The following is a 22,147-nucleotide window of genomic DNA, read 5'->3' as shown; positions in this document are numbered from 1 at the left end:
GTGGGGGGTGTGGGGGTGGGGTGTCAGCCCGCGTACTGCGCGACGATCTTGGTGTAGGCGTAGGGGGACTGGGACACGCCGCTGCAGGCGTCCGCGTCGCCGCCGGAGCCGCAGCTGCGGTCGCGGTTGACCGACCAGAAGGCGTAGCGCGCGATGTGGTGCTGCCGGGCGTAGGCGAGGATCGTTTTGAAGTCGCCCTGGGTGACGGTCTCTCCGGCCTCATCGGTCTTGCCGTTCATCGACGAGACGCCGATGTGCTGGTAGGCGACGGCGTCGTTGTATGCGTACGCGCTCTTGACGGCACCCTTGAGGCCTTCGAGGGCGCTGACCGAGGCCTGGCCCATGCTGCCGCTGTGGCCGCCGAAGTCGAAGGGCATGATCACCCAGGCGTCGGCGGCCAGTCCCGCCTTGGCGCCGCGCTTGATCAGGTCCTTGCCGGTGGCGTCCGGGCCGCTCGGGGTGGTGCCCATGGTGATGTAGGTGACGATGCCGGGGTTCTTCTGCTCGACGATCTTCAGCGCATCGACGACCCGCTGACGCACCGTCGCGTTGCCGAACTCGGTGTTCTCGATGTCGATGTCGAAGGCCTTGAGCTTGTACGCATCGATCACTTTCTGGTACGCCCCGGCGAGCGCGGTGGCGCTGGAGCACTTCTCGCCGAGCTTCGCGCCGCTCCAACCGCCGACGGAGACGACGATGTCACCGCCCGCCGCCCGTATGGACTTGATGGCGCTCTCGTCGGAGCCGCCCTTGAGCCCGCGGCTGCCGTCCCACTTCGGGTTGCAGCCGCCGTCGGAGAGGATGAAGGCGAGCGTGAACCACTTCACGCCGGTCGCCGCCATGACGTCGGTCGGCTTCTGGGGGCTGCCCCAGCCGAGATATTCGTACGGTGCTGCGGCCATCGCGCCCGAGGCTGCGGGAGCCACAGCCTGCGGGGCCTCCGGGACCGCGCCGGCGGCAGGGAAAGCCGTCAGAGCCAGTGAACCCAGGAGCCCGAGGGCCGCCGCGCCGATCGCGGACTTACGGAGCGTTGAGGTGACGGGTCGCACGTCTGTTATCCCCTGTCGAGGTAGTCGATGTTGGGTGCGCCGTTCGCTGTGGTGGCGGTGACGCGTACGGTGTTGGAACCTGCCTTGAGCGGGACGTTCAGGGTGGAATCGGCCCAGGTGGTCCAGGAGCCCGTGCCGTTGAAGGCCCGGTTCGCGGACACGACCGCGCCATTGACGGACACGTCCATGGGGCGTCCCGCGGTGGTGCCGTTGGCGTAGCGGATGCTCAGTGCGGCATCCCGGGCGGTCGCCGATTCGACAGTCCACTCCACATACGCGTCCGCGGCGTTGGGCGTGTTGACGAAGCCCGTGCCGCTGAAGCCGCGGTGGTCGGTGTCGACGGTCGATCCCGCGCTGTACGAAGCGTTCTCGGCCTCGTAGCGCACGGTGGTGCCCGACTGCGGGGTGGCCCGAATCAGCCGGGTCTCCCCCGGCCGCAGCGTGACGCTGTAGGAGCCGCTGACCGTGCCGCCGCTCTGGCCGGACCAGAGGTCGGTCACGGCCGCAGCGCCGGAGAAGCCGACCTGGGACCAGTTCACGCTGAGGGTCTGGTTGCCGGAGGTGCCGGTGTTGAAGAGCGCGACGATGTAGTCGCCATTGGACTCGCGCTTGCTCCAGACCTGCTTGGGACTGGAGTTGACGATCCGTTTGGCGGCGATACCGTCCTGGTTGACCGCGATCAGCCGGTCGTTCGTCAGCATCGCCTTGTCGGTGGCGTTGAGCGCGGTGAGGTCGGTGCCGAGCAGCAGCGGGGACGTGGCCATCGCCCACAGCGTCATGTGGGAGCGCCGCTGGTCGGCGTTGAGGCCGACCTGGTCGCCGTTGCCGATCTCCAGCGAGTCCAGGTCGTTCCAGCCGCCGGGTCCCGCGTACTGCTGCCAGTTCGCCGCCGAGGTGAAGCGGGAGGTCACATGGTTCCAGTCGGTGAGCGGGAAGCCGCTGCCGTTGGGGCCTGGACCGCAGTAGCACTCGACATCGCCCTGGGTGCGCCAGCTGTTGGCGAGCTGTCGCCAGGTGGGCGCATCGGCGATGGCGAGGTTGTTGGAGAGGGCGTAGTTGATGGGACGGCCGGAGGCGCGCAGTGCCTTGTCCCAGGCGCGGACGTCGGGGATGTCATGGCTGCCGACGCCGTCGATCTTGAGGTAGTCGACTCCCCAGGAAGCGAACTGACGGGCCCAGGAGTTCACGAACTCCTGGGAACCCGGCTTGCTGTAGTCGATGTAGTACATGTTTTTGCAGTTGTAGTTCTTCTCCTGCTTGGACGTGTCGGCGATGTCCTTGGCGTGGTACGAGGTCCCTTCGACGGGGGTGTTCCTGGTGACGGCGTTCTTGGCGATGCCGGGAGTGACGTAGAAGCCGAACTTCAGGCCCTTGGAGTGGATGTGGTCCACCAGTGCCTTGATGCCGGACGGGAACTTCGCCTCGTCGACGGCCCAGCGCCCGTACTGGTCGACGACAAAGCCGTTGGAGTCACACTTCTGGTAGAAGTCGTCGAGGTTGATGTAGACGTAGCCGTGGTCCTTGAGACCACTGCTGACCAGGGCGTCGGCCTGGGCCTTCAGCTTGGCCTCGGTGGGCTGGCGGCGTACGAAGCTCCAGCTGGACCAGCCCATGGCGGGACGGACGGACAGTCCGTTGTCCGAGGCGGCGGCCGGTGGCGGGGCTGCCGTCAGTCCGGCGGCGAGCGGTAGCGCGAGCGCCGCGACCAGCACTGCTCTGAGCGATCTCGGCGATCTCATGGCGCCTCCACATCGAGGTGGTCGAGGTTGGGTGCGCCGCTCGCGGTGGTGGCGGTGACGCGTACCGAGTTGGCTCCGGCGGTGAGCGGGACGGTGAGGGTCGAGTCGGCCCAGGTGGTCCAGGCGCCGGTGCCGTTGAAGGCCCGGTTCGCGGAGACGACCGCGCCGTTGACGGCGATGTCCAGCGGGCGGCCCTCGGTGGAGCCGTTGGCGTAGCGGATCGCGATCGAGGCGGTGCGGGCGGTCGCCGACTCGACCGTCCACTCCACGGAGGCGCCGACCGCGTTCGGTGTGTTGACGAAGCCGGTTCCGGTGTAGCCGGGGTGGTCCGAGTCGACCGTCGAGCCCGCCGAGTAGACGGCGTTCTCGGCCTCGTAGCGGTTCGGCGTCGGAGTCGTACTGCCGCCGGCCGCGTACGCGCTGCCGATCCACGCCTCGTCGATCCGTAGCCGCTTGTAACGGGTCGAATCGCTCGATGCCGCATGGGTGTTGACCACTTCGAGCCGGACATGGCGGGTGGTTGTCGCGGGGAGGTCGATGACGGCGACGCCGCGCCGGCTGGGCAGGGTGCCGGTCTTGACCGGACTCCCCCAGTTGGTGCCGTCACTGCTCATGTACACCCGGTAGTCCCGGATCCGCGCGGACTGTTCGGTGCCGGAACGTGCGTAACTCACCGAGTCCTCACGCTGGTTGACACCGAGGTACTGCACCCGCCCGGCCGAGCCGAGGTCAAAGTTCAGCGACACCGGTGTGGTCTTGTTGCTGTCCCAGTAGGTGCGGTAGTCGCCGTCCGCCGCGGCTGCGGCGCCGTGCCCGCTCGCCGACGCGCCGGCGCTCATCGTGTACGAGGAGGCGGGAATGATCCCTTCGCGGCCGCCGGTGGTGACCTTGAAGACGGTGTCGTACATGTCCCAGCCGCCGAGCCCGCTGAGGCTGAGCGTGCCGCCGCGCTGGCTGTACGCGATGGGCGCGCCGGTACGGAGGTTGGTCACCCTGGTCACCCGGTAGCCGTTGTCCCGCAGCCGCAGGGTCGATGTGGACGGCGGGGTCAGCACATGGATGTAGTGCTTGTCGGGGTCGGTCCTGCTGACGGTGGTGACGCCGTGCGCGCCGTCGTTCCAGAACCCGGGAGCGAGGCCGCCGTACATATAGCCGCCGCCCTCAGTGCCGTGCAGCGATTCGCCGATGGCGTCGAGATAACCCTTGGCGAAGTTGTTGAACGCGACCTGGTTGGCGGGGAGTTTGCCGTTGAGCATGGCGGTCTCGGCCATCAGCGCCTTCACCGACGATCCGGCGTTGGTGATGAGCCGGCCGAGGGTGAGTTTTCGGTCGACCGCGGGATCGGAGCCGGTGTACCACCAGGATCCGGTGGAGGGGAGCTTGAAGTCGGCCTCGGTGAGCCGGGGCCCCGCGGTGTAGACCGCCTGCGGGTAGTCGTAGGACGGGCTCATCCCGGTCTTCTGCTCATTGCCGATCATGTCCATGATCGGCGTGTCTTCGTTGTTGTTGCTGATCGTGTAGTTGGGGCGCTTCTGGTACACCTGCGCGTAGAGGTTGTGGCTCTCCCAGTACGCGTTGTCGTTGTCGATCCAGAAGCCGCCGAGCTCCGGATAGCGGTCCATGACCTCGAAGAAGTTGTCGTAACTGAACTCCCCGAAGCCGCCCCGGCCGGTCAGATCGACATTGCGTCCCTTGTACGCGGAGTAGCCGGCCGAGTCGAGCCACTCATGGCCCCCCTCGTTGTGCCACTGCGGGTCGTCGGTCATGTACAGGATGGTCTTGAGACCCTTGGCCTTGGCCGCGGTGATCAGTTCACCGAGGAAATCCCGCTTCGTACTGCAGCTGCCGGGGATCTTGGACGGCCAGGGGCGGGCGTAACCGAGGCGGCTGTGGAAGGTGGCGAGCACCAGGTACTGGGTGTGCAGCTTCTGCGCTTCCTGGACCCAGTAGTCGGGGGTCCAGCCGCCACCCGTGACATCGGTCTCCCACTGGCTGCAGCTGTTGTGCGAGGGGGCGGTCCGCTGGCCCCAGTGCAGGAAGAGTCCGCCGACGGAGGAGCGCAGGAAGTCCTGGCGCGGGTGCTGCAGATCGGCGCGGGCGGGTCCCGGCAGGGTGAGCGCGCCGAGCAGCAGCGCGCCCACCAGCACCAGACGCGCCCAGAGGCGTCTGGTCATGCCGGGCCGTCCAGATAGTCGATGTTGGGTGCGCCGTTGGCGCTGGTGGCGGTGGCGCGGACGGTGTTGGCACCCGCCTTGAGCGCGACGGGCAGGGTGAGGGTGCGCCAGGTGGTCCAGGCGCCCGTGCCTGGGAAGGGCGATGCGGCCGCGACGGTGACGCCGTTGACGGCGATGTCCATCGGACGGGCGGTGGTGGTGCCGTTGGCGTAGGCGAGAACGAGATCGGCGCTGCCTGCGGCGGTGGCGTTCACTGTCCACTCCACGTATGCGCCTGCCGCGTTGGGGGTGTTGACGAAGCCCGTGCCGCTGAAGCCGGCGTGGTCGGAGTCGACGGTCGATCCCGCGGAGTATGTGGCGTTCTCGGCCTCGTAGCGGGCGGTGGGCGCGGGGCCGCCGCCGTCGCAGTTCTGGCTGGAGCCGGTCTGGCTGACCCGCAGCGCACCGCCGCCGGTGTTGCTGCTGCCCACGACGCAATAGCCGTTGACCGTCTGGAACAGCAGGTCGGATGGGCTGCTGCTGCCGCGCTGGGCGGTGAAGCGGTCGAAGCGGATGCCGGTGCTGTTGTTGGCGATGACGGCGGGCCTGCCGTCGTTGGAGGCGAACCGCACCTCGCTGTCGGTGAAACGGATGTTGTCGGCGTTACGGATGTACCAGCCGTAGGCGGGTCGGGTGCCGATGGCCTTGGGGTTGTAGTCCTTCGGGTCGTTGCTCGGCGGGTCGGTGGACATGGTGCCGTTGCCGCCGGGCACGGTGATGTCGACGTTGTTGAAGGTGATGTCGTGGATACGGCCGCTGCCGGACTCGCCCCACAGGGTCGGCGAGAAGGACGGCGTGGTGCCGGTCGCCTTGATGTTGGTGTACGTGATGTTGCTGATGGAACCGACGCCGGGGTTGTTCCCGCACCGTTTTCTCGTACCGACTTTCTGCATGATCGGCGAGCGGACATCGGTCATGGTGATGTCCTTGTAGTGGACGTCGGAGATCTTCGCGCCGTCCATGGAGACCAGGCCGAGGCCGGACTTGTCGGAGCCCTTGATGGTGATCCGCTCGAAGTTGTAGTCGGTGAAGTCGCCGCAGGTCTCGGAGCCGAACATCAGCGCGTTGCAGCAGCCGGCGGAGAGATAGGAGTCGGTGACGGTGACATGTCCGTTGTTGAGCTTGGCGCCGAGCGCGTAGTCGCTCTTGAAGGCGAGCGCGTCGTCGTTGGCCTCGAGATGGGCGCCTGTGATCTTGACGTTGGTGGTGGAGATGATGTTCCAGCCGTCGCGGTCCATCGCTGTGTCGATGGTGAGGCGGTCGGAGACGACGTTGTCGCAGTTGTTGAGGAGCGCCGCGAAGTGGCCGCCCTCGCGCAGGGTGATCCCGCTGAGGGTGAGGTTCTTGCAGCGGGTCAGCGAGATGATCTTGTCGGCCTCGCCCGACTTCGGGTTGCCGGTGATCAGCGCGCCGTCGCCGTCGATGACACCGGAGCCGGTGAAGCCGATGTTGGTGAGGTTGTCGCCGTAGATCATGGCGTTGTGGAAGTGACTGTGACCGTAGTCCTGGTAGTCGTCCCACTGGTTCGACTCGGGCGGGTCGTAGGTGTCCGCGGCGTTGCCGCTGATCGTCGACCCGGCGTCCAACTGCAGGGTGACATTGCTTTTCATCCTGATCGTGTTCTTCGACTCGTACGTCCCCGAGGGGAAGCGGACGATGCCGCCGCCTGCCGTATTGGCGGCCGTGATGGCCTTGTTGATGGCGGCGGTGTCGTTGGTGGAGCCGTTGCCGACCGCGCCGTAGTCACGGACGTTGAACTCGGCGGCAGCGGGTGCGGGTGCCGCTGCCGCCGCGGGGGCGGCGAGTGGGGTTGATGCGGGCAGCTCGGCCCCGGCCGGCGGCTGGGCGATGCCCAGCGCTACCGCGAAACCCAGTAGGGCGATGGCGGCGGTTCTCCGTAAGCTCTTCATGTCGTCGTCCTCCTCAGACGAGCTGGTAGCCGCGCATATGGGTGAGGAGCATGTGGCAGTTCTGCAGCGAGCCCGAACTGTCGCCCAGGGAGCGGTAGATGCCCCACTTGGGGCGCACCCGGTCCGCGAGGAAGGTGTCGACGCCGGACTTCGACTTGTCGATCACCGTGGCGCCACCGCTCTTGAGGATCCAGCGGACGGAGCCGGACGTACCGTTGCCGATCTTGATCTGGAAGTCGACGTCGGTCCACTTGTTGTGCAATGGCTCGAGGTTCGTACGGCCGATCAGGACGTCGCCCTCGATGACCTTGAGCTCGATGGTCTGCACACCGTTCACGCGACGCAGCGACTGCACGACGATCGGCGAGGAGCCCGCGCCCGGCTGCTTCATCTGCATGATGTGCGTGAAGCTGGTGGTCGCCTTCAGCGTGCTCGGGAGGTACATCGAGTACGTGACCCGCCAGGTCTGGCCGGACTTCCACTGGAGGTAGGAACTGCCGTTGCGCAGGCCTGTCACCTCGTGGCGCTGCCGGTCGGTGCTGGTGTCCCGGTCCACCGTGTGCATGTTGAACCGGAAGTTGTCGCCCTCGGCGAAGATATGCGGCGCGCCGGCCGGATGGGAGTGCGCCCGGTCGTCCTCGATCGTCTCGAAGGCCTTGAGCTTGTCGCTGCTCGCGGAAGGCGACCAGCGCAGCTGCCAGTTTGCGGCGCTCGCCGGGGTCGCGGGCAGTCCCGCGGCTGCGGCACCGCCGAGTGCCGCGCCGAGTATCGCTCTTCGGGATGCGGTCATTTCCCTCACCTCGCCCGGAGTTGTTCGTTCATGATGAGAAAGGCGCCGAGACCGTGGAAGTCATTGGTCTTCCGGTCGCGTTTGATGTAGTAGCTGTAGTTCCCGACATTCGTCCCGATGGAAATGTCGGTGAGATCGGTGCGGCCGTCGCCGCCAAGTGCGACCTTCGCCAGCACACCCTGGTAGCCGCGCTGCGCCACCTGTGCGTAGTGCGCATCGACATATCCCTGCTGCGCGGAGCGGGATAGGGCGAAAGTGAACATGCTGGAGCAGGAGGTCTCGGTCCAGTTGTCGCTCTGCGAGCCCTTGTCGACGATCTGGAACCAGCGGCCGGTGGCCGGGTCCTGGTATTTCTCGATACCGGCGGCGAGCTTCTGCAGCAGGCCGAGGAGTTCGGCGCGGCGCGGATGGCCGGCCGGTACGGCGTCCAGGACATTGACGATCGCCATGGAGTACCAGCCGATCGCACGGCACCAGTGCTCGGGCGCGAGACCGGTCTTCGGATCGGACCAGCTCGCGTCGCGGGACTCGTCGAAGGCGTGCTTCAGCAGTCCGTTCGCGACCTGCAGATGGCGGCCGTAGACGGCGAGTTGTCCGGTCGTCTCATTGCTCGTGTACGCCGAGTCGCCGAATTCCTTTCCGTACTCGACGAGGAACGGATTCACCATGTAGACGCCGTCGGCCCACAGTTGGCTGCGTCGCGAGTCCGATGTCGAATGCCAGAATCCTCCGTCCGCGGTGCGCGGATAGCTGTTCAGGCGGATCCGGATCTTCTGCGCCGCTTTCTGGTAGCGCGCCTGGCCTGTTTCGTGGTGGAGGATGTTCAGCAGTCTGCCGGCCTGCATGCTGTCGAGGTTGTTGAAGCTCTGTCCGATATTTCCGCTGCCGTCGACGAAGCGGTCGACATAACTCTTGATGTAGGTGAGATAGCGGGCGTCGTGGGTGCGCTGGTGGACGAGGTACTGGCCGTAGAGATACAGCCCGACCGGGTAGGACCAGCCTCCGATGGTGCTCGGGGAGTAGCGCGCCATCGTGGACTCGACCATCGCGACCGACCAGTCCGTGGCGGCGGAGCCGTCGCCGGTGACGGTGAGCGAGTCGAGATTCGGGCCGCCGGACGTGGTGGCTGAGGACACTCGTACGGTGTTGGTCCCCGCCCTCAGCTCGGCCGTGAGGTTCCTGGTCTGCCAGCCGGTCCAGCTGCCGGTGGTGGGAAAGGCCAGGTCGTCGGCGACCAGCCGGCCGTTGACCCTGATGTCGAGGGGCCGGTTGGCGGAGGTCCCGTTGGCGAATCTCAGGCCCAGCGTGGCGTTTCCGGCCTGTGCGGAGTCCACCGTGAATTCGACCCGAGAGTTGGCCGCATTGTCGTAATTGACGAATCCGGAGCCGGTGAATCCGGCGTGGTTGCTCTCGACGACGCCGAGGCTGATGGCGGCGTCCTCGGCCTCGTACCGTACGGGCGCCGCCGGCGCGGCGGGGTTCGCGGCCGCGGGTACGGCGGGGTTCGCGGCCGCGGGCACGGCGGAGAGTGTGCTGCCCGCGAGTGCGGCCGCCAGCAGCAGAGTCGTTAATCGCTTCATGATCCTTCCTTGCGGTAGGCGTACGCGGGGGCCGCGACGGCTTCGGGCATACGCGGACGGTCGACGAGATCGCGTACGAACGCGTGGTCGGGCGAGAGATGGCAGGCCGGATCGGTCCGTGTGGCGTCGCCGGTGAGGGCGTACGCCTGGCAGCGGCAGCCGCCGAAGTCCTTGGTGCGCAGCTCGCAGCTGCGGCACGGGTCCTGCATCCACTCCTCGCCGCGGTAGATGTTGAAGGCCTTGGATTCGCGCCAGATCCACTCCAGGGAGTGGTCCTTGACGCTGGGTGCGTCCAGGTGGGGCAGCGCGGCGGCGGCCGGGCACGGATAGACCGTGCCGTCCGGCTGGACGGTGAGCGAGACCGCTCCCCAGCCGCCCATGCAGGGCTTGGCCGTACCGTCGACGTAGTCCGGCACGACCCAGACCAGGTCCATCCGGCCGGCCAGCCGTGTGCGCCACCGCTCGACGGACTCGCGGGCCTCGGCGATCTGTTCGCGGTCCGGCAGCAGGGCGTCGCGGTTGCGCAGGGCCCAGCCGTAGAACTGGGTGTTGGCCAGCTCGATCCGCTCCGCGCCCCAGGCGAGCCCGAGTTCGACGAGGTCGTCGAGGGCCGCGAGGTTGCCCCGGTGGAGTACGACGTTGAGGCCGAGCGGCAGGTCCGCCTCCCCTACGAGCCGGGCGGCGCGCTCCTTCGCCGCGAAGGAGCGGGCTCCCGCGATGAGTTCCGAGGCGACAGGCTCGGCGTGCTGGACGGAGAGCTGCACGCTGCGCAGCCCGGCCGCCATCAGGGCCGCCAGTCGCTTCTCGTGCAGCCCGACGCCGCTGGTGACCAGCTGCGTATGGATGCCCGCACCGTCGGCCGCGGCGACGATCTCGGTGAGATCGCGGCGCAGCAGCGGTTCACCTCCCGAGAGATGGCTCTGGACGACGCCCAGGTCAGCAGCCTGCTGGAACACTTCGGACCACTGAGCGGTGGTCAACTCATTTGACCGACTGACCAGTTCGACGGGGTTGGAGCAGTACGCGCAGTGCAGCGGACAGCCGTGGCTGAGCTCGGCGAGCAGTGCCCACGGCGGATCGACCTCCGCCGATTGCCGGCCTATTGCCTCGGCGGTTGCATCAGCGGTTGTTTCGGCGGTTGTTTCAGCCGTCACTTCAGCCAGCCCTCCTTGCGCAACCGCCCCAGAAAAGCGGGAACTTCATCGGCCACGGGCGCACCCGGGTGCCGCTCGGCCAGCTCCGCGACGATCGCGTCGACGTCGCGTGCGCCGTCGCAGAGCCGCACGATGGATCCGGCATTGCCCTGGAGCACGACCACGCGCTCGGGCAGTACGAGCAGATCGGCGCCGCGCACCCGGTCGTGCCGGAAGACGACGGACCGCGAGAGCACCGGTTTCCAGGTATCGCTCATGCCCGCTCCCCCGCGTGGTCCACGGCGTCCAGCAACGACCAGAGGACCTCGCACTTGAAGGAGAGCGCCGCCACGGCCGCCTCCTGCTCGTGCCGGGTCACGGCCCACTCGAGGACGAGCTCGAGTGCTTCCGCACTGTCGCGGCTGCCCTGCCCGATGCGGTTGCGGAAGTAGATCAGCCCGTCGGCCTCGATCCACGGGTAGTGGCGTTCGAAGGCCGCGATGCGCGTGCTCATGATGCCGGGCGCGGCAAGTTCGGTCAGCGAGGCGGCGACGGCTTCGAGCGGCGAGCGCAGCCGGCAGAAGTTGACGTATCCGTCGACCGCGAGCCGTACGCCCGGAAGTACTTCCGCGCCCGACCGTAGCCGCGCCCGGTCGATCCCGGCGGCCTCGCCGAGCCGCAGCCAGCGCTCGATGCCGCCCTCACCCTCCACCGCCCCGTCGTGGTCCTGGATCCGGCGCAGCCAGGAGCGCCGCAGCGCGGAGTCGTCGAACTTGGCGAGGATCAGGGCGTCCTTGACGGGGATGTGGCGCTGGTAGTGGAAGCGGTTGAGGATCCAGCGCCGCAGCTCGTCGGGGGTGAGGGCGCCTTCGTGCATGCGTACGTTGAACGGGTGGCGGTCGTGGTAGCGCTCGGCGGGTACGGCACGCAGCCGCACCGTGAAGTCCTCCGGGCTCCACGGCTCACCGGCCTCCGCTGCTCCCGCTGCTCCCGTTGCGCCCGTTGCGCCCGTCGATCCCTTTGCTTCCGTCGCGGGCAGAGCGAATGTGCTCACAGCTCGATCACCATCCGGTCGGCGGCAACCTCGAGTCCCCATTCGCCGAGCAGCGCGTGCTGCGGGGCGTCCGGGTCCACGAGGGGGTTCGTGTTGTTGAGGTGCGTATAGAGACAGCGCGCGCGCAGCCCGGCGAGCCGCCGTGCGGTGCCGTTCGGCCCGGCGATCGGCAGATGCCCCATCCCGGTTGCCGTCTTGGCCGAGATTCCGGCCCGCACCGGCTCGTCGTCGTCCCAGAAGGTGCCGTCGAGAATGACGCAGTCGGCCTGCTCGACCGCGTCCTGGAAGTCGTCGGTCCAGCGGGCGAGCGCGGGCGCGTAGAGCAGGCTGCGGCCGGTGGTGGTCTCGCGCAGCCGCAGTGCGACCACCCATGTGCGCTCTTCGGTGCTGGTGCCGACGGCGTAGCGCGGCTTTTTGGCCGAGACGGGTACGGCATCCAATTCCACGGTGCCGCCCTTGACGAGCGGTTCCGTTTCGCGGCTCAACTCGCGCCATTCGATACGGGTGTACGGGGCGAGTACCTCGCCCAGACACAGCCGGCCGAGCAGCGCGTCCCGTACCGGCCGGGTGGCGAGGATGTCGAATCCGTCGGCCTCGCGCAGCCGGGCGATGCCGAGCGTGTGGTCGAGTTCGGCATCGGTGAGGATCACTCCGGCCACGGGGGATTCGCGCGGCCCTGGCCCGGGCCGCAGCACGTGGCTGTCCTCGATCTGGTCGCCGATGTCGGGGGTGGCGTTGACGAGATACCAGCGGCCCTCGTCCGCGCACAGGGCGAGTGAGGCGTGACGACGGCGCCGGTGCGGGTGTGCGCGTGCCCCGGCGCAGCCGGGACACGCGCAGTTCCACTGGGGCAGTCCGCCGCCCGCCGCGGTGCCGAGCACCTGCAGCAGCATGGCGGCGGGATCTACCGGTCGGTGAGGGCGTAGGCGGTGACTTCGAGCGCGGTCTCGACGACCACGAACTCGGGAGTCTGCCAGTTGACCGTCTCCTCCGATGTTTCCTTGGTGTCCTTCATGTGCAGTACCTGCCTTCCTGAGATGTGGGGGTCAGGAGTGATTCAGGAGTGGTTGCTCCATAACGCATGGTTGAGCAGGACTGAACATCCGTTCACATGAGTGTCCGGCGTTCAGTTATGTGCCATAGAGTTGCGTCTTGATGAGACGCGGTCAATGGTCCGGACCGATAAGGTCGGAGCTGTATCAGGCCAACTTCGAGGTCGGGAATGCGTCCAGGGGGACGGTCGTTGGGCATGAAAGAACCGACCGACGACGTAAGGATCGACCGCTCGTGAGCAAGGTCCCCTCCATCCCCCTCAACAATGGCGTCGCGATGCCGCAGCTCGGTTTCGGCGTCTGGCAGGTTCCGGACGACGAGGCGGCGAAGGTGGTCGGCACGGCTCTGGAGGCCGGCTACCGCAGCATCGACACCGCGGCGATCTACGAGAACGAAGAGGGCACCGGCCGGGCAATCGCCGCCTCCGGCATCGCCCGCGAGGACCTCTTCATCACCACGAAGCTGTGGAACAGCGAGCAGGGATACGACTCGACGCTGCGCGCCTTCGACACTTCGCTGGACAAGGTGGGCCTCGACTACATCGACCTGTATCTGATCCACTGGCCGGTGCCGTCCAAGAGCGCCTATGTGGAGACGTACAAGGCCTTCGAGAAGATCTACGCGGACGGTCGCGCCAAGGCCATCGGCGTCTCGAACTTCGCCGCGGAGCACCTCGAGCGCCTCATCGGCGAAACCTCGGTCGTCCCCGCCGTGAACCAGATCGAGCTCCACCCGCAGCTGCAGCAGACCGAGTTGCGCGCCTTCCACGCGGAGCACGGCATCCGGACGGAGGCCTGGTCGCCGCTGGGCCAGGGCAAGGGCCTCCTCGAGGTCCCGACGGTCGTCGCGATCGCACAGAAGCACGGCAGGACGCCGGCCCAGGTGGTGCTGCGCTGGCATCTGCAGATCGGCAATGTCGCGATCCCCAAGTCCGTTACCCCGTCACGGATCCGGGAGAACTTCGACGTCTTCGGCTTCGAGCTGGACGCCGACGATCTGGCGGCGTTGGCGGCGCTGGACGAGGGCAAGCGGCTCGGCCCCGACCCGGCGACGTTCGACTACGGCGCCTGACTCCTGCGCATGAACGGCCACATCGCCGCCCGGTTCACGCCGGGCGGCGATGCTGTTCCCGCAGCCGGAGGCACGCGTGCCCGGTGGCGAAATCCAGCCGGTACGACCGGTACGAGTCGACTACCGCTGCCAGGCAGGAACACGATCACCGCCGCGGTGTACAACCCGGCTGCAGCAGCGCGACCTGCACAGCTCGCGCCTTTGATACGCAATGCGACTCAAGGTTGATTCATGCCGAGCGTGTCGATTCATCATATTTGCTGCAAATATGCCTAGGGTCAGCGCTCGGAAGTTCCCTCACCCTGGAGAGTCTCAATGGAGCGTTTCAAGCTCGCATCGGTTGCGGCTGTCGCGACGGCCGCCGCGCTTGCCGTGTCGGTCGGTGTGGCCATGGCCGTGGTCGCCCCGACACATCCCACGCCGACGACGGTCACGAAGCCGGCGATGGCACAGCCGGCGCTGACGGCGAGAGCCACGGTCAGCAGCGTCGGAGCATGGGAGCAGTTCCGCGTGTACGGCGCCACCCGACTGCTGGCACCGGGCACGGAGGTGACGCTGCAGCAGTGGCAGGGCGATCGCTGGGTGACCCTGCCCGCGTCGATGAACACCACGCACAGGTCCACCTACAATATGCGGGTCCTCCTCGGCCTCATGGGTCGGAACGATCTCCGGATGGTCGGCGGCGGCGTCGTCTCGGACCCCTTCACCGTCACGGTGTACTGACTGCCGCGGGGCAGGAGTCCGGGAGCGGGCGCCCGCGGCTTCGCTGCCCTCGCCGCACCAGCCGGCGCAGTACGCCGATGAGCACACTGCTCACCGGACGGTCCACAATCGGCCCATGTCTACGAAGATGACGCCCGGTCTCTACCTGGTGCGCAATGTCGGCAGCGGACTGCTGCTCGAGGTGTACGGCGGAGCCAAGGGCAGCGGCGCCAATGTCCAGCAGGGCAAGGCGACCGGGGCTCCGGCCCAGCAGTGGCAGATCGACCCGGTGCCCAATGGCAGCGGGCTCTACCACTTCGTGAACGCGGCCAGCGGCAAACGGCTCGACGTCGCGAACGCCTCGACCGAGAACGGCGCCAACATCCAGCAGTGGAAGGCCAACAACTTCGGCGCCCAGGAGTGGATCATCGAGCAGCACCTGGACGCGCCGGGCACGGTCACCATCGTCAGCTTCATCAGCGCGCTGCTGCTCGAAGTCGCCGACGGCAGTACGGACGACGGCGCGAATGTGCAGCAGTGGGAGGACACCGACTCACCGGGGCAGTGGTGGCAGTTGGAGCGTGTCATTTCCTGAGCAGCAGCACGGCCGCCCCGACGGCGCACGCGGCCAATCCGACCCCGCCCGCGCCGATCGCGCCCGCGGCCAGGAAGCCGCCGGAGGAGCGCCAGGAGAGCACGGACGACTTCGACTGCGCGGACAGCAGCGACCCCGTGCTCAGCCACGAACCCGCCGAGAGCAGCGACTGGGCGGACCCGATCGAGCCGACCGACAGGGTGCTGCCGACCGAGCCGACCGAAAGTACCGACCCGACGGACCCGATGGAGAGCACTGACCCCACCGAGCCGATCGACAGCACGGAGTCCTTCGACCAGAGGGACAGCGTTGATGTGGACCTCGTGGACTGGCTGGACTGCACGGTCTGCCTGCTCTGCTTGGTCTGCTTGGTCTGCTTGGCCATGAGGCCATCCTGCCGCTGATTCAGCCCCGGCGAGCGGTGTGCACCGTGCGCGCCGTGAGCAGTACGCGTGGGCAGTGCCGCCGCCCCTGCGGGTCGTCCGGGTTCTCTCCAGGCGCGGTCGGCCGATGCCGATATCGCGCGGCCGGTGCCGTCACTGCGAGCGTTGCTTCCGTTCCGGCAGAACGGTTCCCGTACGGTGCTCCAGCGGGCTGACGCCGCGTACCCGTTTGAAGGCCGCGCTCAGTGCGAACGAACCGCTGTAGCCGACCTTCCTGGCCACCGCGTCCACCGTAGCGTCCGTCTCCCGCAGCAGATCGGCAGCGAGCGCGAGCCGCCAGTCCGTGAGGTACGCCATCGGCGGCTCCCCCACCAACTCGTGGAAACGGCGGGCCAGTCCTGCCCTGGAGACCCCGCACTTGGCGGCCAGTGAGGCGACGGTCCAGGGGTGCGCGGGATCGTCCTGCAGCAGCCGCAGCGCGCGGCCGACCACCGGGTCGCCCATGGCCAGGTACCAGGCCGGAGCCTCGGCGTCCGGGCGTGAGAACCAGGAGCGCACCACAGCGATCAGCACCAGATCCAGGATCCGGTCGAGTACCACGCTCTGGCCCGGCTCGTCCCGGGAGATCTCGTCGTCGAGCACCGGCATCAGCGGGCAGTTCCAGACCTCGGCGGGCAGATGAAGCAGCATGGGCAGCGCGTCCAGCAGCCGCCCACTGACCTCGCCCTTCATCTGGTACGTCCCGACCAGCATGGTGGCCAATCCTTCGGGGTCGTTGCCCCAGCTCCGTACGCCCAAGTGCATGGACTGCGCGAGCGGTTCGCCCTGCAGGGTGTGGCAGGTGCCGCCGGGCCCGATCAACGCCGTTGGCTCGCGGGTGAGTTGATCCGCCGTGGTGTACGCATCCGGGCCGCGGGCAATCGCGACGTCGCCGGGGCGCAGCAGCACCGGTTCACCGGTGTCCGGAATGATCCAGGCCTCGCCCGCGGTCATGCAGAGCAGGCTGAGCGGCGCGTGGTCCTCGATCCGTACGGACCATGGCGGCTCCATCACCATGCGGAGCAGAAATGCTCCCCTGGCGCGCGGTCCGTCCAGAAGTCCGGCAAGAGCGTCCATGGCTCACAGCGTAGACGCACGCATATGGCATTGAGCCTCTGGAGCATGGAGAGTCCAAAAGGGGACCGCGAACCTTGAGGCATGGCAGAGAACCTGAAGCAGGAGACAGTGTTGGTGACGGCAGCCTCGGGCAAGACGGGCCGCCGGGTGGCGGAGCGGCTCGCGGCGCGCGGAGTGGATGTGCGGGCGGGCTCGCGCAAGGGGGAGGTGCGGTTCGACTGGGAGGACGAGTCCAGCTGGGCGCCTGCGCTGGACGGCGCGGACGCGGCGTATGTCGCGTACTACCCGGATCTGGCGGCTCCTGGCGCTCCCGGGGTGATGCGGGCCTTCGGACGGGCAGCGGCGGAGAGCGGAGTGCGGCGGCTGGTGCTGCTCTCGGGCCGCGGCGAGCCGGACGCGGTGGTCGCCGAGGGCGCGCTGCGGGAGTCCGGCGTGGAGCTGACCGTGGTGCGGTCCAGTTTCTTCGCGCAGAACTTCAGCGAGGGCGCGATGTACGAGGGGGTGCTGGCGGGTGAGATCCCCTTCCCTGCGGGTGAGACGGCCGAGCCGTTCATCGACGCGGACGACCTGGCGGACGTGGTGGTCACGGTGCTCACCGAGGAGGGCCATGCCGGGCGCGTGCACGAGGTGACGGGTCCGCGGCTGGTCACCTTCGAGGAGGTGGCGGCGGAGATCGGCCGGGCCACGGGCCTGGAGGTGCGGTACGTGCCGGTGTCCGGCGCACAGTACGCGGAGATGCTCCAGCAGTTCGGGTTCCCGGAGCCGGAGTCGCAGTGGCTGGCGGACCTTTTCACGATGCTGCTCGACGGACACAACGCGTCGCTGACGAACGATGTGCGGCAGCTGCTCGGCCGCGAGCCGAAGGCCTTCGCGGCGTTCGCGCGGGACGCGGCACGGGCGGGTGCCTGGAGTGCGTGACCAGCGGCTGGACGGTCCGGATCGATGACGGTCTGCTCCCGGCGACCGCGACCGCGGGCGAAGGCGTCGGCATCGGCATCGGCGTCGGCGTCGGCGAGTGTCTGCCGAGGATCAGCCGGAGGCGTACGTCGCCGCCAGCGCGTCGGCCGTCGCGGCCATACGGGCGCGGAGTTCGGGTGGTCCGAGGACCTCGATCTCCGCGCCCATGGCGAGGAAGTCACCGTGCGCGTGGTCGGTGGACTCGATCGGGAGCAGCACGCGGGTCCAGCCGTCCGGTTCCACCGTGCCGCTGTCGGCGACGGCACGGGCGGCCGGTCCCTTCAGGCGGGCCGCGGCGGCCGGCGAGAGCCGGACGAGCGCCTCGCCCCCGTAGAGGCGGGCGTGGAATTCCGCCTGGTAGCGCTGCCAGTACGCGGCCAGGTCGAAGTCCTCGAGCGGCTCGAACTCTTCCGCCGACTCCCCCTCCTTCGAGACGACTTCAAAGATCTGATCGACCCGGTACGTCCGTGGTCCCGGTCCCGCGACGACGTACCAGCGGCCCGCCTTGAGCACCAGTCCGTACGGCTCGAGACGCCGGTCCACATCGGTCGGCTCCCTCCATCGGCGGTAGCGGATGTGGAGCACCCTGCCGTGCCACACCGCGTCCGCGACGGCCGTCAGATAGGGAACCTCCTCGTCCGGCGCGTACCAGCCGGGGGCGTCCAGGTGGAAGCGCGAGCGCATCCGGTCGGCCTGGTCAAGCAGCTCGGCGGGGACCGCCGCACGCAGCTTGAGCTGGGCGGCGGCGAGGGCCGAGCCGAGCCCGAGTTCGGCGGCGGGCCCGGGGATCCCGGAGAGGAACAGCGCCTCCGCCTCCCCCGCGGAGAGCCCGGTCAGCCGGGTGCGGTAGCCGGCGAGCAACTGGTAACCGCCCGCGTGGCCCGCGTCCCCGTACAGCGGCACACCCGCCGCGTGCAGCGCCTCGACGTCCCGGTAGACGGTGCGTACCGATACGTCGAGCTCCTGCGCGAGCTGGGCGGCTGTCAGCCGGCCCCGGGTCTGGAGCAGCAGCAGGATCGACACAAGACGGCTGGACTTCACTGACACATGATGTCAGTGAAGCGGGCTTAGCGTCCTGGCATGACCTTCACAGAGAAACGGCTGTGGTCGCCGCCGCCGATCGAGGTCGGCGGCCGTCACATCAAGCGCTACCACGTCACCGGCGCCCCGGACGGAATCGATCCCGCGGTGGAGAAGGCCGCGTACGCGATCCTTCCCGAGCTGCTGCCGGATCCGGACGGCACCCCGCCGGCCACATTCGTCGTCCTCCACAGGGGAGGGGACGACGGCGCGTACCTCAATGTGTACAGCTGGGTGTGGGACAACGTCCTGCACTTCGGTGCCGCGGCAGCGGGCCAGCCGGTCCTGGACTGCCCGGACAGCGATCCGACGCATTTCGTCAGGCTCGACAGATCCTGGATCGGCTGTGTCTGGGAGCTGCCGCCGATCCAGCACGAACGGGACGCCTGGGTACGCCACATGCTCGCCCCGGACCGTCCCGACCTGGACGCCTATCTCACCGACTCCCTTCCCGACGGCACCACAGGAGACCGCTCATGAGCACCACCCGCGACTTCGACTTCCTGCACGGCGAGTGGGCGGTCGCCAACCGTCGCCGTGCGGACTTCCTCGACGAGACGAGCGCGTGGGAGGAGTTCCCGGCCGTGAGCCGCGCGTCGCGCCACTTCGGCGGCCGGGCGAACTTCGACGAGATCGAGTTCCCGACGAAGGGGTTCAGCGGCCTGACGCTGCGGCTGTACGACGCCGAGCGCGAGGAGTGGTCCCTGTACTGGTCGAACGACCGCGCCGGCGTACTCTTCCCGCCAGTGGTCGGCCGGTTCGGCACGGACGGGCGAGGCGAGTTCTACGGGGACGACACCCACGACGGCAAGGACGTCAGGGTCCGCTTCATCTGGTCGGGCATCAGCGAATCGGCGGCCCGCTGGGAGCAGGCGTTCTCCGTCGACGGCGAGCGGACGTGGGTGACGAACTGGGTGATGGAGCTGTCGCGCCCCGCGTCCTGGGCCGCGTGACGGCCGTCAGCTCGCGCCGTGCCCCGCGGCGATCTCCTCCACCCGCTGGGCGAGCTCGAAGTCCTTCTCGGTGACCGCGCCGCCCGCGTCGTGGCTGTTCACCGACAGGGCCAGCGTGTTGTAGCCCAGGGTGAGATCCGAGTGATGGTTCAGCTCGTCCTGGATCTGTGCGATGTGCACGACCATCGCGGTCGCCGCGAAGTGCGTGGAGAGACTGTAGGCGCGGGCGATCCGGTCGCCCTCCAAGGTCCAGCCGGGGAGCTCCCGCAGGCGGTCCTCGATCTCCTTCTGTGACAGCGGCTCTGTGGGCATGACCGGGATCCCTTCGGGAGGCGGCTCAGGAAGCGGCAGCGGTTTCCGCCACCATAAATGGGATGCCCGCTCAGACGCGCCATGTGTACGTTCCACCGGTGGAACCACTGACCGAAAAGCAGATACGCGGATCCTTCGTCAACTGCACGAAGGGCGAGGCAACGCGTATGAAGCTGCCCGCCGACTTCGGCGAACTTCCCTGGGACGACCTCGACTTCCTCGGCTGGACCGATCCGGGTGCGCCGCTGCGCGCACATTTCGTGCTGCCACGGGAGGGCCGGCCGGTGGGCGTCACCCTACGGGTGCCTTCCACCAGACGGACCAGTGCCGTCAAGTCCAGCATGTGCCAGGCCTGCTTCACGGGGCATGCCTCGTCCGGGGTGACCCTGTTCGCCGCCCCGCTGGCCGGGGCCGCGGGACGGGAGGGGAACACCCTGGGTACGTATCTCTGTGCCGATCTCGCCTGCTCGCTGTACATCCGCGGCAGGAAGCAGCCCAAGCTGCGCGGCGGACTGCACGAGGAGACGCTCACGCTCGAGGAGCGGATCACCCGTACGGTCGACAATCTGACGGCCTTTGCCGAAAAGGTGATGGGGCTGCGCTGACTGGGTTCAGCCGCGCGAATCCAGGACCTGGTCGATGGTGTCGGCCTGCTCGGCCGGCTTGTCGGGGCGGTGACGCAGGACACGCGCGAAGCGCAGGGTGACGCCGGCCGGGTAGCGCGGGGAGCGCTGCACTCCGTCGTAGGCGATCTCGACGACGAGTTCCGGACGGACCATCACCGTGAACCCGTCGTCTCCGGTTGCCAGTTCGCGCAGCCGCTCCGTCTGCCAGCGCAGCATCTCGTCGGTGAGGCCCTTGAAGGTCTTGCCGAGCATCACATACGTACCGTCGGCGGCGCGTGCGCCGAGGTGGAGGTTGGAGAGCAGCCCGGTACGTCTGCCGTGGCCCCATTCGGCGGCCAGGACGACGAGGTCGAGCGTGTGGACGGGTTTGACCTTGAGCCAGGAGCGGCCGCGGCGGCCGGCGACGTATGGCGCGTCGAGGGCTTTGACCAGGACGCCCTCGTGGCCGCGGCGCAGGGTGTCGGCGAAGAACTCCTCGGCGGCGGCGACCTGTTGGGCGGATGCGGGATCTTCGACGACGGTACGGCGGACCCGCATCGGTTCGGGGACGAGGCGGGCGAGGACGGCGTGCCGGTCACTGCCCGGGAGGTCGAGGATCGGCTCGCCGTCGGCGGCGAGGACGTCGAAGAAGACGGGTGACAGGGGCAGCGTGGTGCGGGCCGCGTCCACGTCGACGCGGGAGCCGACGCGGGACGCGATGTCCTGGAAGGGGACGGGCCTTCCGGCGTCGTCGAGGGCGATCACCTCGCCGTCGAGGATGAAGTGATCGCCTGTCATCTCGCCTGCCGCGGTGATGACTTCGGGGAGGCGGTCGGTGATGTCGTCGAGGGACCTTGTGTAGATGCGGATGTCCTCGCCGCTGCGGTGCACCTGGACGCGGATGCCGTCGAGCTTCTCCTCGACGGCGCACGCGACGTCCAGTGCCTGGACCGCTTCGGTCACCGATTTCGCGGTGTGGGCGAGCATCGGCTGCACGGGACTGCCCACGTGCAGCCGGAACCGTTCGAGCGCGACCGGCCCGTCGGCGAGCAGCGCGCGGGCGACGCGCGGCAGGGAACCGTCCAGCATCACGGCACGGCGTACGTCACCGGCCGGCGCGTCCGCGGCCTTGGCGACGGCCTCCAGGGCGATCGCGTCGAGCGCGCCCTGGCGTACTTCGCCCAAGAGCAGCCGCATCAGGAACTGCTGCTCCTCGGCGGTGGCGGCGGCCATGAGCTCGCGCACGAGGCGTTTGCGCTCGGTCTGGGTGCCGGGGCCGGCGACGCCGGCGAGGTGGGTGAGGGCGGCGTCGGTGTCGGAGACGGTGAGGCTCGGGGTGCCGACGGGCGGTGGGGGGTCCCTGAGGACGCTCCAGCCGATGCCGATGCGGCCTTGGGGGACGCGTCCGGCGAGATACGAGATGACGAGGGCGACGTCGGCGGGGCGGGTATCGGCGAACAGCTCGGCGAGCGCGCGGATCTTGCGCGAGCGCGCGGAGGTGGCGGCGACCTGTTGAGACACATCGGCGAGTCGGGCCAGCAGCATGGTGCCCATGGTGCCGTGCGGCGCGACGGGTCGCCTCCGGCGGGGCGCGGGGTCTTGCGGCCCGGGCCCGGGGTCGTCCGGTCTCGTCCGGTGCGGGCTGCCTCCGGCGGGCGCGGGGTCTTGCGGCCGGGCCCGGGGTCGTCCGGTCTTGTCGGGTGCGGGCTCCGGTGCCCCTCCGGTCTTGTCCGGCGCGGGTTGCCTCCGGCGGGGAGCGGGGTCTTGCGGCCCGGGGGCGTCCGGTCTTGTCGGGTGCGGGCTCCGGTGCCCCTCCGGGCTCGGCTCCTCGGGGTCGGCGGCGTACAGGGCC

23 protein-coding genes are annotated in these 22,147 nt (G+C 68.6%); 7 read left to right on the top strand and 16 right to left on the bottom strand.

All coding sequences use genetic code 11. The annotated features are described in order from the left end of the window. Positions 1 to 23 precede the first annotated feature (23 nt). The 11 genes from OG735_RS34290 to pqqA all read right to left on the bottom strand — a co-directional run bounded on the left by OG735_RS34290 (position 24) and on the right by pqqA (position 12,483). Entirely contained in the window at positions 24 to 1,049 is a 1,026-nt protein-coding gene (locus OG735_RS34290) for a chitinase (RefSeq protein ID WP_327327029.1), read from the bottom strand. A 5-nt stretch (positions 1,050 to 1,054) separates the two neighbouring features. Beyond that, positions 1,055 to 2,788, bottom strand: coding sequence for a CBM35 domain-containing protein (locus tag OG735_RS34285; protein ID WP_327327028.1), 1,734 nt, complete (start codon positions 2,786 to 2,788; stop codon positions 1,055 to 1,057). Next, positions 2,785 to 4,962, bottom strand: coding sequence for a discoidin domain-containing protein (locus tag OG735_RS34280; RefSeq protein ID WP_327327027.1), 2,178 nt, complete (start codon positions 4,960 to 4,962; stop codon positions 2,785 to 2,787). The genes OG735_RS34285 and OG735_RS34280 overlap by 4 nt, the downstream gene beginning before the upstream one ends. Then, positions 4,959 to 6,911, bottom strand: a complete 1,953-nt coding sequence (locus tag OG735_RS34275) for a glycosyl hydrolase family 28 protein (RefSeq protein WP_327327026.1) — start codon at positions 6,909 to 6,911, stop codon at positions 4,959 to 4,961. The genes OG735_RS34280 and OG735_RS34275 overlap by 4 nt, the downstream gene beginning before the upstream one ends. Before the next feature lie 13 nt (positions 6,912 to 6,924). Then, on the bottom strand, positions 6,925 to 7,701 hold the full coding sequence (locus tag OG735_RS34270) for a heparin lyase I family protein (RefSeq protein WP_327327025.1): 777 nt from the start codon (positions 7,699 to 7,701) through the stop codon (positions 6,925 to 6,927). A 5-nt stretch (positions 7,702 to 7,706) separates the two neighbouring features. After that, positions 7,707 to 9,281: a glycoside hydrolase family 88 protein gene (locus OG735_RS34265; RefSeq protein WP_327327024.1), complete on the bottom strand. Its 1,575-nt coding sequence runs from the start codon at positions 9,279 to 9,281 to the stop codon at positions 7,707 to 7,709. Continuing rightward, entirely contained in the window at positions 9,278 to 10,384 is a 1,107-nt protein-coding gene (gene pqqE / locus OG735_RS34260; protein WP_327328552.1) for a pyrroloquinoline quinone biosynthesis protein PqqE, read from the bottom strand. The genes OG735_RS34265 and pqqE overlap by 4 nt, the downstream gene beginning before the upstream one ends. A 47-nt stretch (positions 10,385 to 10,431) precedes the next feature. After that, positions 10,432 to 10,692: a pyrroloquinoline quinone biosynthesis peptide chaperone PqqD gene (gene pqqD / locus OG735_RS34255; protein ID WP_327327023.1), complete on the bottom strand. Its 261-nt coding sequence runs from the start codon at positions 10,690 to 10,692 to the stop codon at positions 10,432 to 10,434. Beyond that, positions 10,689 to 11,351, bottom strand: a complete 663-nt coding sequence (pqqC, locus tag OG735_RS34250) for a pyrroloquinoline-quinone synthase PqqC (protein ID WP_327328551.1) — start codon at positions 11,349 to 11,351, stop codon at positions 10,689 to 10,691. The genes pqqD and pqqC overlap by 4 nt, the downstream gene beginning before the upstream one ends. A gap of 113 nt (positions 11,352 to 11,464) precedes the next feature. Beyond that, positions 11,465 to 12,361, bottom strand: a complete 897-nt coding sequence (gene pqqB, locus OG735_RS34245) for a pyrroloquinoline quinone biosynthesis protein PqqB (protein WP_327327022.1) — start codon at positions 12,359 to 12,361, stop codon at positions 11,465 to 11,467. An 11-nt stretch (positions 12,362 to 12,372) separates the two neighbouring features. Next, on the bottom strand, positions 12,373 to 12,483 hold the full coding sequence (gene pqqA / locus OG735_RS34240) for a pyrroloquinoline quinone precursor peptide PqqA (protein WP_327327021.1): 111 nt from the start codon (positions 12,481 to 12,483) through the stop codon (positions 12,373 to 12,375). A gap of 272 nt (positions 12,484 to 12,755) precedes the next feature. On the opposite strand from pqqA, the gene OG735_RS34235 reads away from it, so the two are divergent. The 3 genes from OG735_RS34235 (at position 12,756) to OG735_RS34225 (ending at position 14,889) form a co-directional block, all read left to right on the top strand. Then, positions 12,756 to 13,592, top strand: coding sequence for an aldo/keto reductase (locus OG735_RS34235; RefSeq protein ID WP_327327020.1), 837 nt, complete (start codon positions 12,756 to 12,758; stop codon positions 13,590 to 13,592). Between the two features lie 315 nt (positions 13,593 to 13,907). Further along, entirely contained in the window at positions 13,908 to 14,315 is a 408-nt protein-coding gene (locus OG735_RS34230) for a hypothetical protein (protein ID WP_327327019.1), read from the top strand. A gap of 115 nt (positions 14,316 to 14,430) precedes the next feature. Further along, entirely contained in the window at positions 14,431 to 14,889 is a 459-nt protein-coding gene (locus tag OG735_RS34225) for an RICIN domain-containing protein (protein WP_327327018.1), read from the top strand. Here OG735_RS34225 and OG735_RS34220 read toward each other — a convergent pair. Beyond that, positions 14,879 to 15,274, bottom strand: coding sequence for a hypothetical protein (locus tag OG735_RS34220; protein ID WP_327327017.1), 396 nt, complete (start codon positions 15,272 to 15,274; stop codon positions 14,879 to 14,881). The genes OG735_RS34225 and OG735_RS34220 overlap by 11 nt on opposite strands. A gap of 151 nt (positions 15,275 to 15,425) precedes the next feature. Further along, the gene (locus tag OG735_RS34215; RefSeq protein WP_327327016.1) at positions 15,426 to 16,388 is read right to left on the bottom strand and encodes an AraC family transcriptional regulator; all 963 of its coding nucleotides are present in this window, start codon (positions 16,386 to 16,388) and stop codon (positions 15,426 to 15,428) included. Between the two features lie 81 nt (positions 16,389 to 16,469). Here OG735_RS34215 and OG735_RS34210 point away from each other — a divergent pair, with 81 nt between their 5' ends. Next, on the top strand, positions 16,470 to 17,306 hold the full coding sequence (locus OG735_RS34210) for an NAD(P)H-binding protein (RefSeq protein WP_327327015.1): 837 nt from the start codon (positions 16,470 to 16,472) through the stop codon (positions 17,304 to 17,306). 111 nt (positions 17,307 to 17,417) lie between these two features. Here the strand turns inward: OG735_RS34210 and OG735_RS34205 are convergent, their stop codons facing one another. Next, on the bottom strand, positions 17,418 to 18,386 hold the full coding sequence (locus tag OG735_RS34205) for a helix-turn-helix transcriptional regulator (RefSeq protein WP_327327014.1): 969 nt from the start codon (positions 18,384 to 18,386) through the stop codon (positions 17,418 to 17,420). Between the two features lie 39 nt (positions 18,387 to 18,425). On the opposite strand from OG735_RS34205, the gene OG735_RS34200 reads away from it, so the two are divergent. Both OG735_RS34200 and OG735_RS34195 read left to right on the top strand, forming a co-directional pair. Continuing rightward, complete coding sequence (locus OG735_RS34200) at positions 18,426 to 18,905, top strand: hypothetical protein (protein WP_327327013.1); 480 nt, start codon at positions 18,426 to 18,428, stop codon at positions 18,903 to 18,905. Next, positions 18,902 to 19,378 (top strand): hypothetical protein, encoded by a 477-nt coding sequence (locus tag OG735_RS34195; protein WP_327327012.1) that lies wholly within the window; start codon positions 18,902 to 18,904, stop codon positions 19,376 to 19,378. The genes OG735_RS34200 and OG735_RS34195 overlap by 4 nt, the downstream gene beginning before the upstream one ends. A gap of 6 nt (positions 19,379 to 19,384) precedes the next feature. Here OG735_RS34195 and OG735_RS34190 read toward each other — a convergent pair whose 3' ends face one another. Continuing rightward, positions 19,385 to 19,690, bottom strand: coding sequence for a 4a-hydroxytetrahydrobiopterin dehydratase (locus OG735_RS34190; RefSeq protein WP_327327011.1), 306 nt, complete (start codon positions 19,688 to 19,690; stop codon positions 19,385 to 19,387). 98 nt (positions 19,691 to 19,788) lie between these two features. Between OG735_RS34190 and OG735_RS34185 the strand changes: the two genes are divergently transcribed. After that, entirely contained in the window at positions 19,789 to 20,295 is a 507-nt protein-coding gene (locus OG735_RS34185) for an FBP domain-containing protein (protein WP_327328550.1), read from the top strand. 6 nt (positions 20,296 to 20,301) lie between these two features. Here the strand turns inward: OG735_RS34185 and OG735_RS34180 are convergent, their stop codons facing one another. Next, on the bottom strand, positions 20,302 to 21,840 hold the full coding sequence (locus OG735_RS34180) for an ATP-dependent DNA ligase (RefSeq protein ID WP_327327010.1): 1,539 nt from the start codon (positions 21,838 to 21,840) through the stop codon (positions 20,302 to 20,304). Positions 21,841 to 22,147: the final 307 nt, after the last annotated feature.

The sequence above is a fragment of the Streptomyces sp. NBC_01210 genome (assembly GCF_036010325.1).
Taxonomy (GTDB): domain Bacteria; phylum Actinomycetota; class Actinomycetes; order Streptomycetales; family Streptomycetaceae; genus Streptomyces.
Note: the sequence above shows the minus strand (reverse complement) of the source record. Positions and strands in the feature narration are given on the sequence as shown.

What these genes read in the sequence shown, in the direction of transcription:
- OG735_RS34285 (WP_327327028.1), bottom strand. Translation starts at nt 2,788, where the DNA reads ATGAGATCGCCGAGATCGCTCAGAGCAGTGCTGGTCGCGGCGCTCGCG.
- OG735_RS34280 (WP_327327027.1), bottom strand. Translation starts at nt 4,962, where the DNA reads ATGACCAGACGCCTCTGGGCGCGTCTGGTGCTGGTGGGCGCGCTGCTG.
- OG735_RS34275 (WP_327327026.1), bottom strand. Translation starts at nt 6,911, where the DNA reads ATGAAGAGCTTACGGAGAACCGCCGCCATCGCCCTACTGGGTTTCGCG.
- OG735_RS34270 (WP_327327025.1), bottom strand. Translation starts at nt 7,701, where the DNA reads ATGACCGCATCCCGAAGAGCGATACTCGGCGCGGCACTCGGCGGTGCC.
- OG735_RS34265 (WP_327327024.1), bottom strand. Translation starts at nt 9,281, where the DNA reads ATGAAGCGATTAACGACTCTGCTGCTGGCGGCCGCACTCGCGGGCAGC.
- pqqD (WP_327327023.1), bottom strand. Translation starts at nt 10,692, where the DNA reads ATGAGCGATACCTGGAAACCGGTGCTCTCGCGGTCCGTCGTCTTCCGG.
- pqqB (WP_327327022.1), bottom strand. Translation starts at nt 12,361, where the DNA reads ATGCTGCTGCAGGTGCTCGGCACCGCGGCGGGCGGCGGACTGCCCCAG.
- pqqA (WP_327327021.1), bottom strand. Translation starts at nt 12,483, where the DNA reads ATGAAGGACACCAAGGAAACATCGGAGGAGACGGTCAACTGGCAGACT.
- OG735_RS34230 (WP_327327019.1), top strand. Translation starts at nt 13,908, where the DNA reads ATGGAGCGTTTCAAGCTCGCATCGGTTGCGGCTGTCGCGACGGCCGCC.
- OG735_RS34225 (WP_327327018.1), top strand. Translation starts at nt 14,431, where the DNA reads ATGTCTACGAAGATGACGCCCGGTCTCTACCTGGTGCGCAATGTCGGC.
- OG735_RS34220 (WP_327327017.1), bottom strand. Translation starts at nt 15,274, where the DNA reads ATGGCCAAGCAGACCAAGCAGACCAAGCAGAGCAGGCAGACCGTGCAG.
- OG735_RS34215 (WP_327327016.1), bottom strand. Translation starts at nt 16,388, where the DNA reads ATGGACGCTCTTGCCGGACTTCTGGACGGACCGCGCGCCAGGGGAGCA.
- OG735_RS34210 (WP_327327015.1), top strand. Translation starts at nt 16,470, where the DNA reads ATGGCAGAGAACCTGAAGCAGGAGACAGTGTTGGTGACGGCAGCCTCG.
- OG735_RS34200 (WP_327327013.1), top strand. Translation starts at nt 18,426, where the DNA reads ATGACCTTCACAGAGAAACGGCTGTGGTCGCCGCCGCCGATCGAGGTC.
- OG735_RS34195 (WP_327327012.1), top strand. Translation starts at nt 18,902, where the DNA reads ATGAGCACCACCCGCGACTTCGACTTCCTGCACGGCGAGTGGGCGGTC.
- OG735_RS34190 (WP_327327011.1), bottom strand. Translation starts at nt 19,690, where the DNA reads ATGCCCACAGAGCCGCTGTCACAGAAGGAGATCGAGGACCGCCTGCGG.
- OG735_RS34180 (WP_327327010.1), bottom strand. Translation starts at nt 21,840, where the DNA reads ATGCTGCTGGCCCGACTCGCCGATGTGTCTCAACAGGTCGCCGCCACC.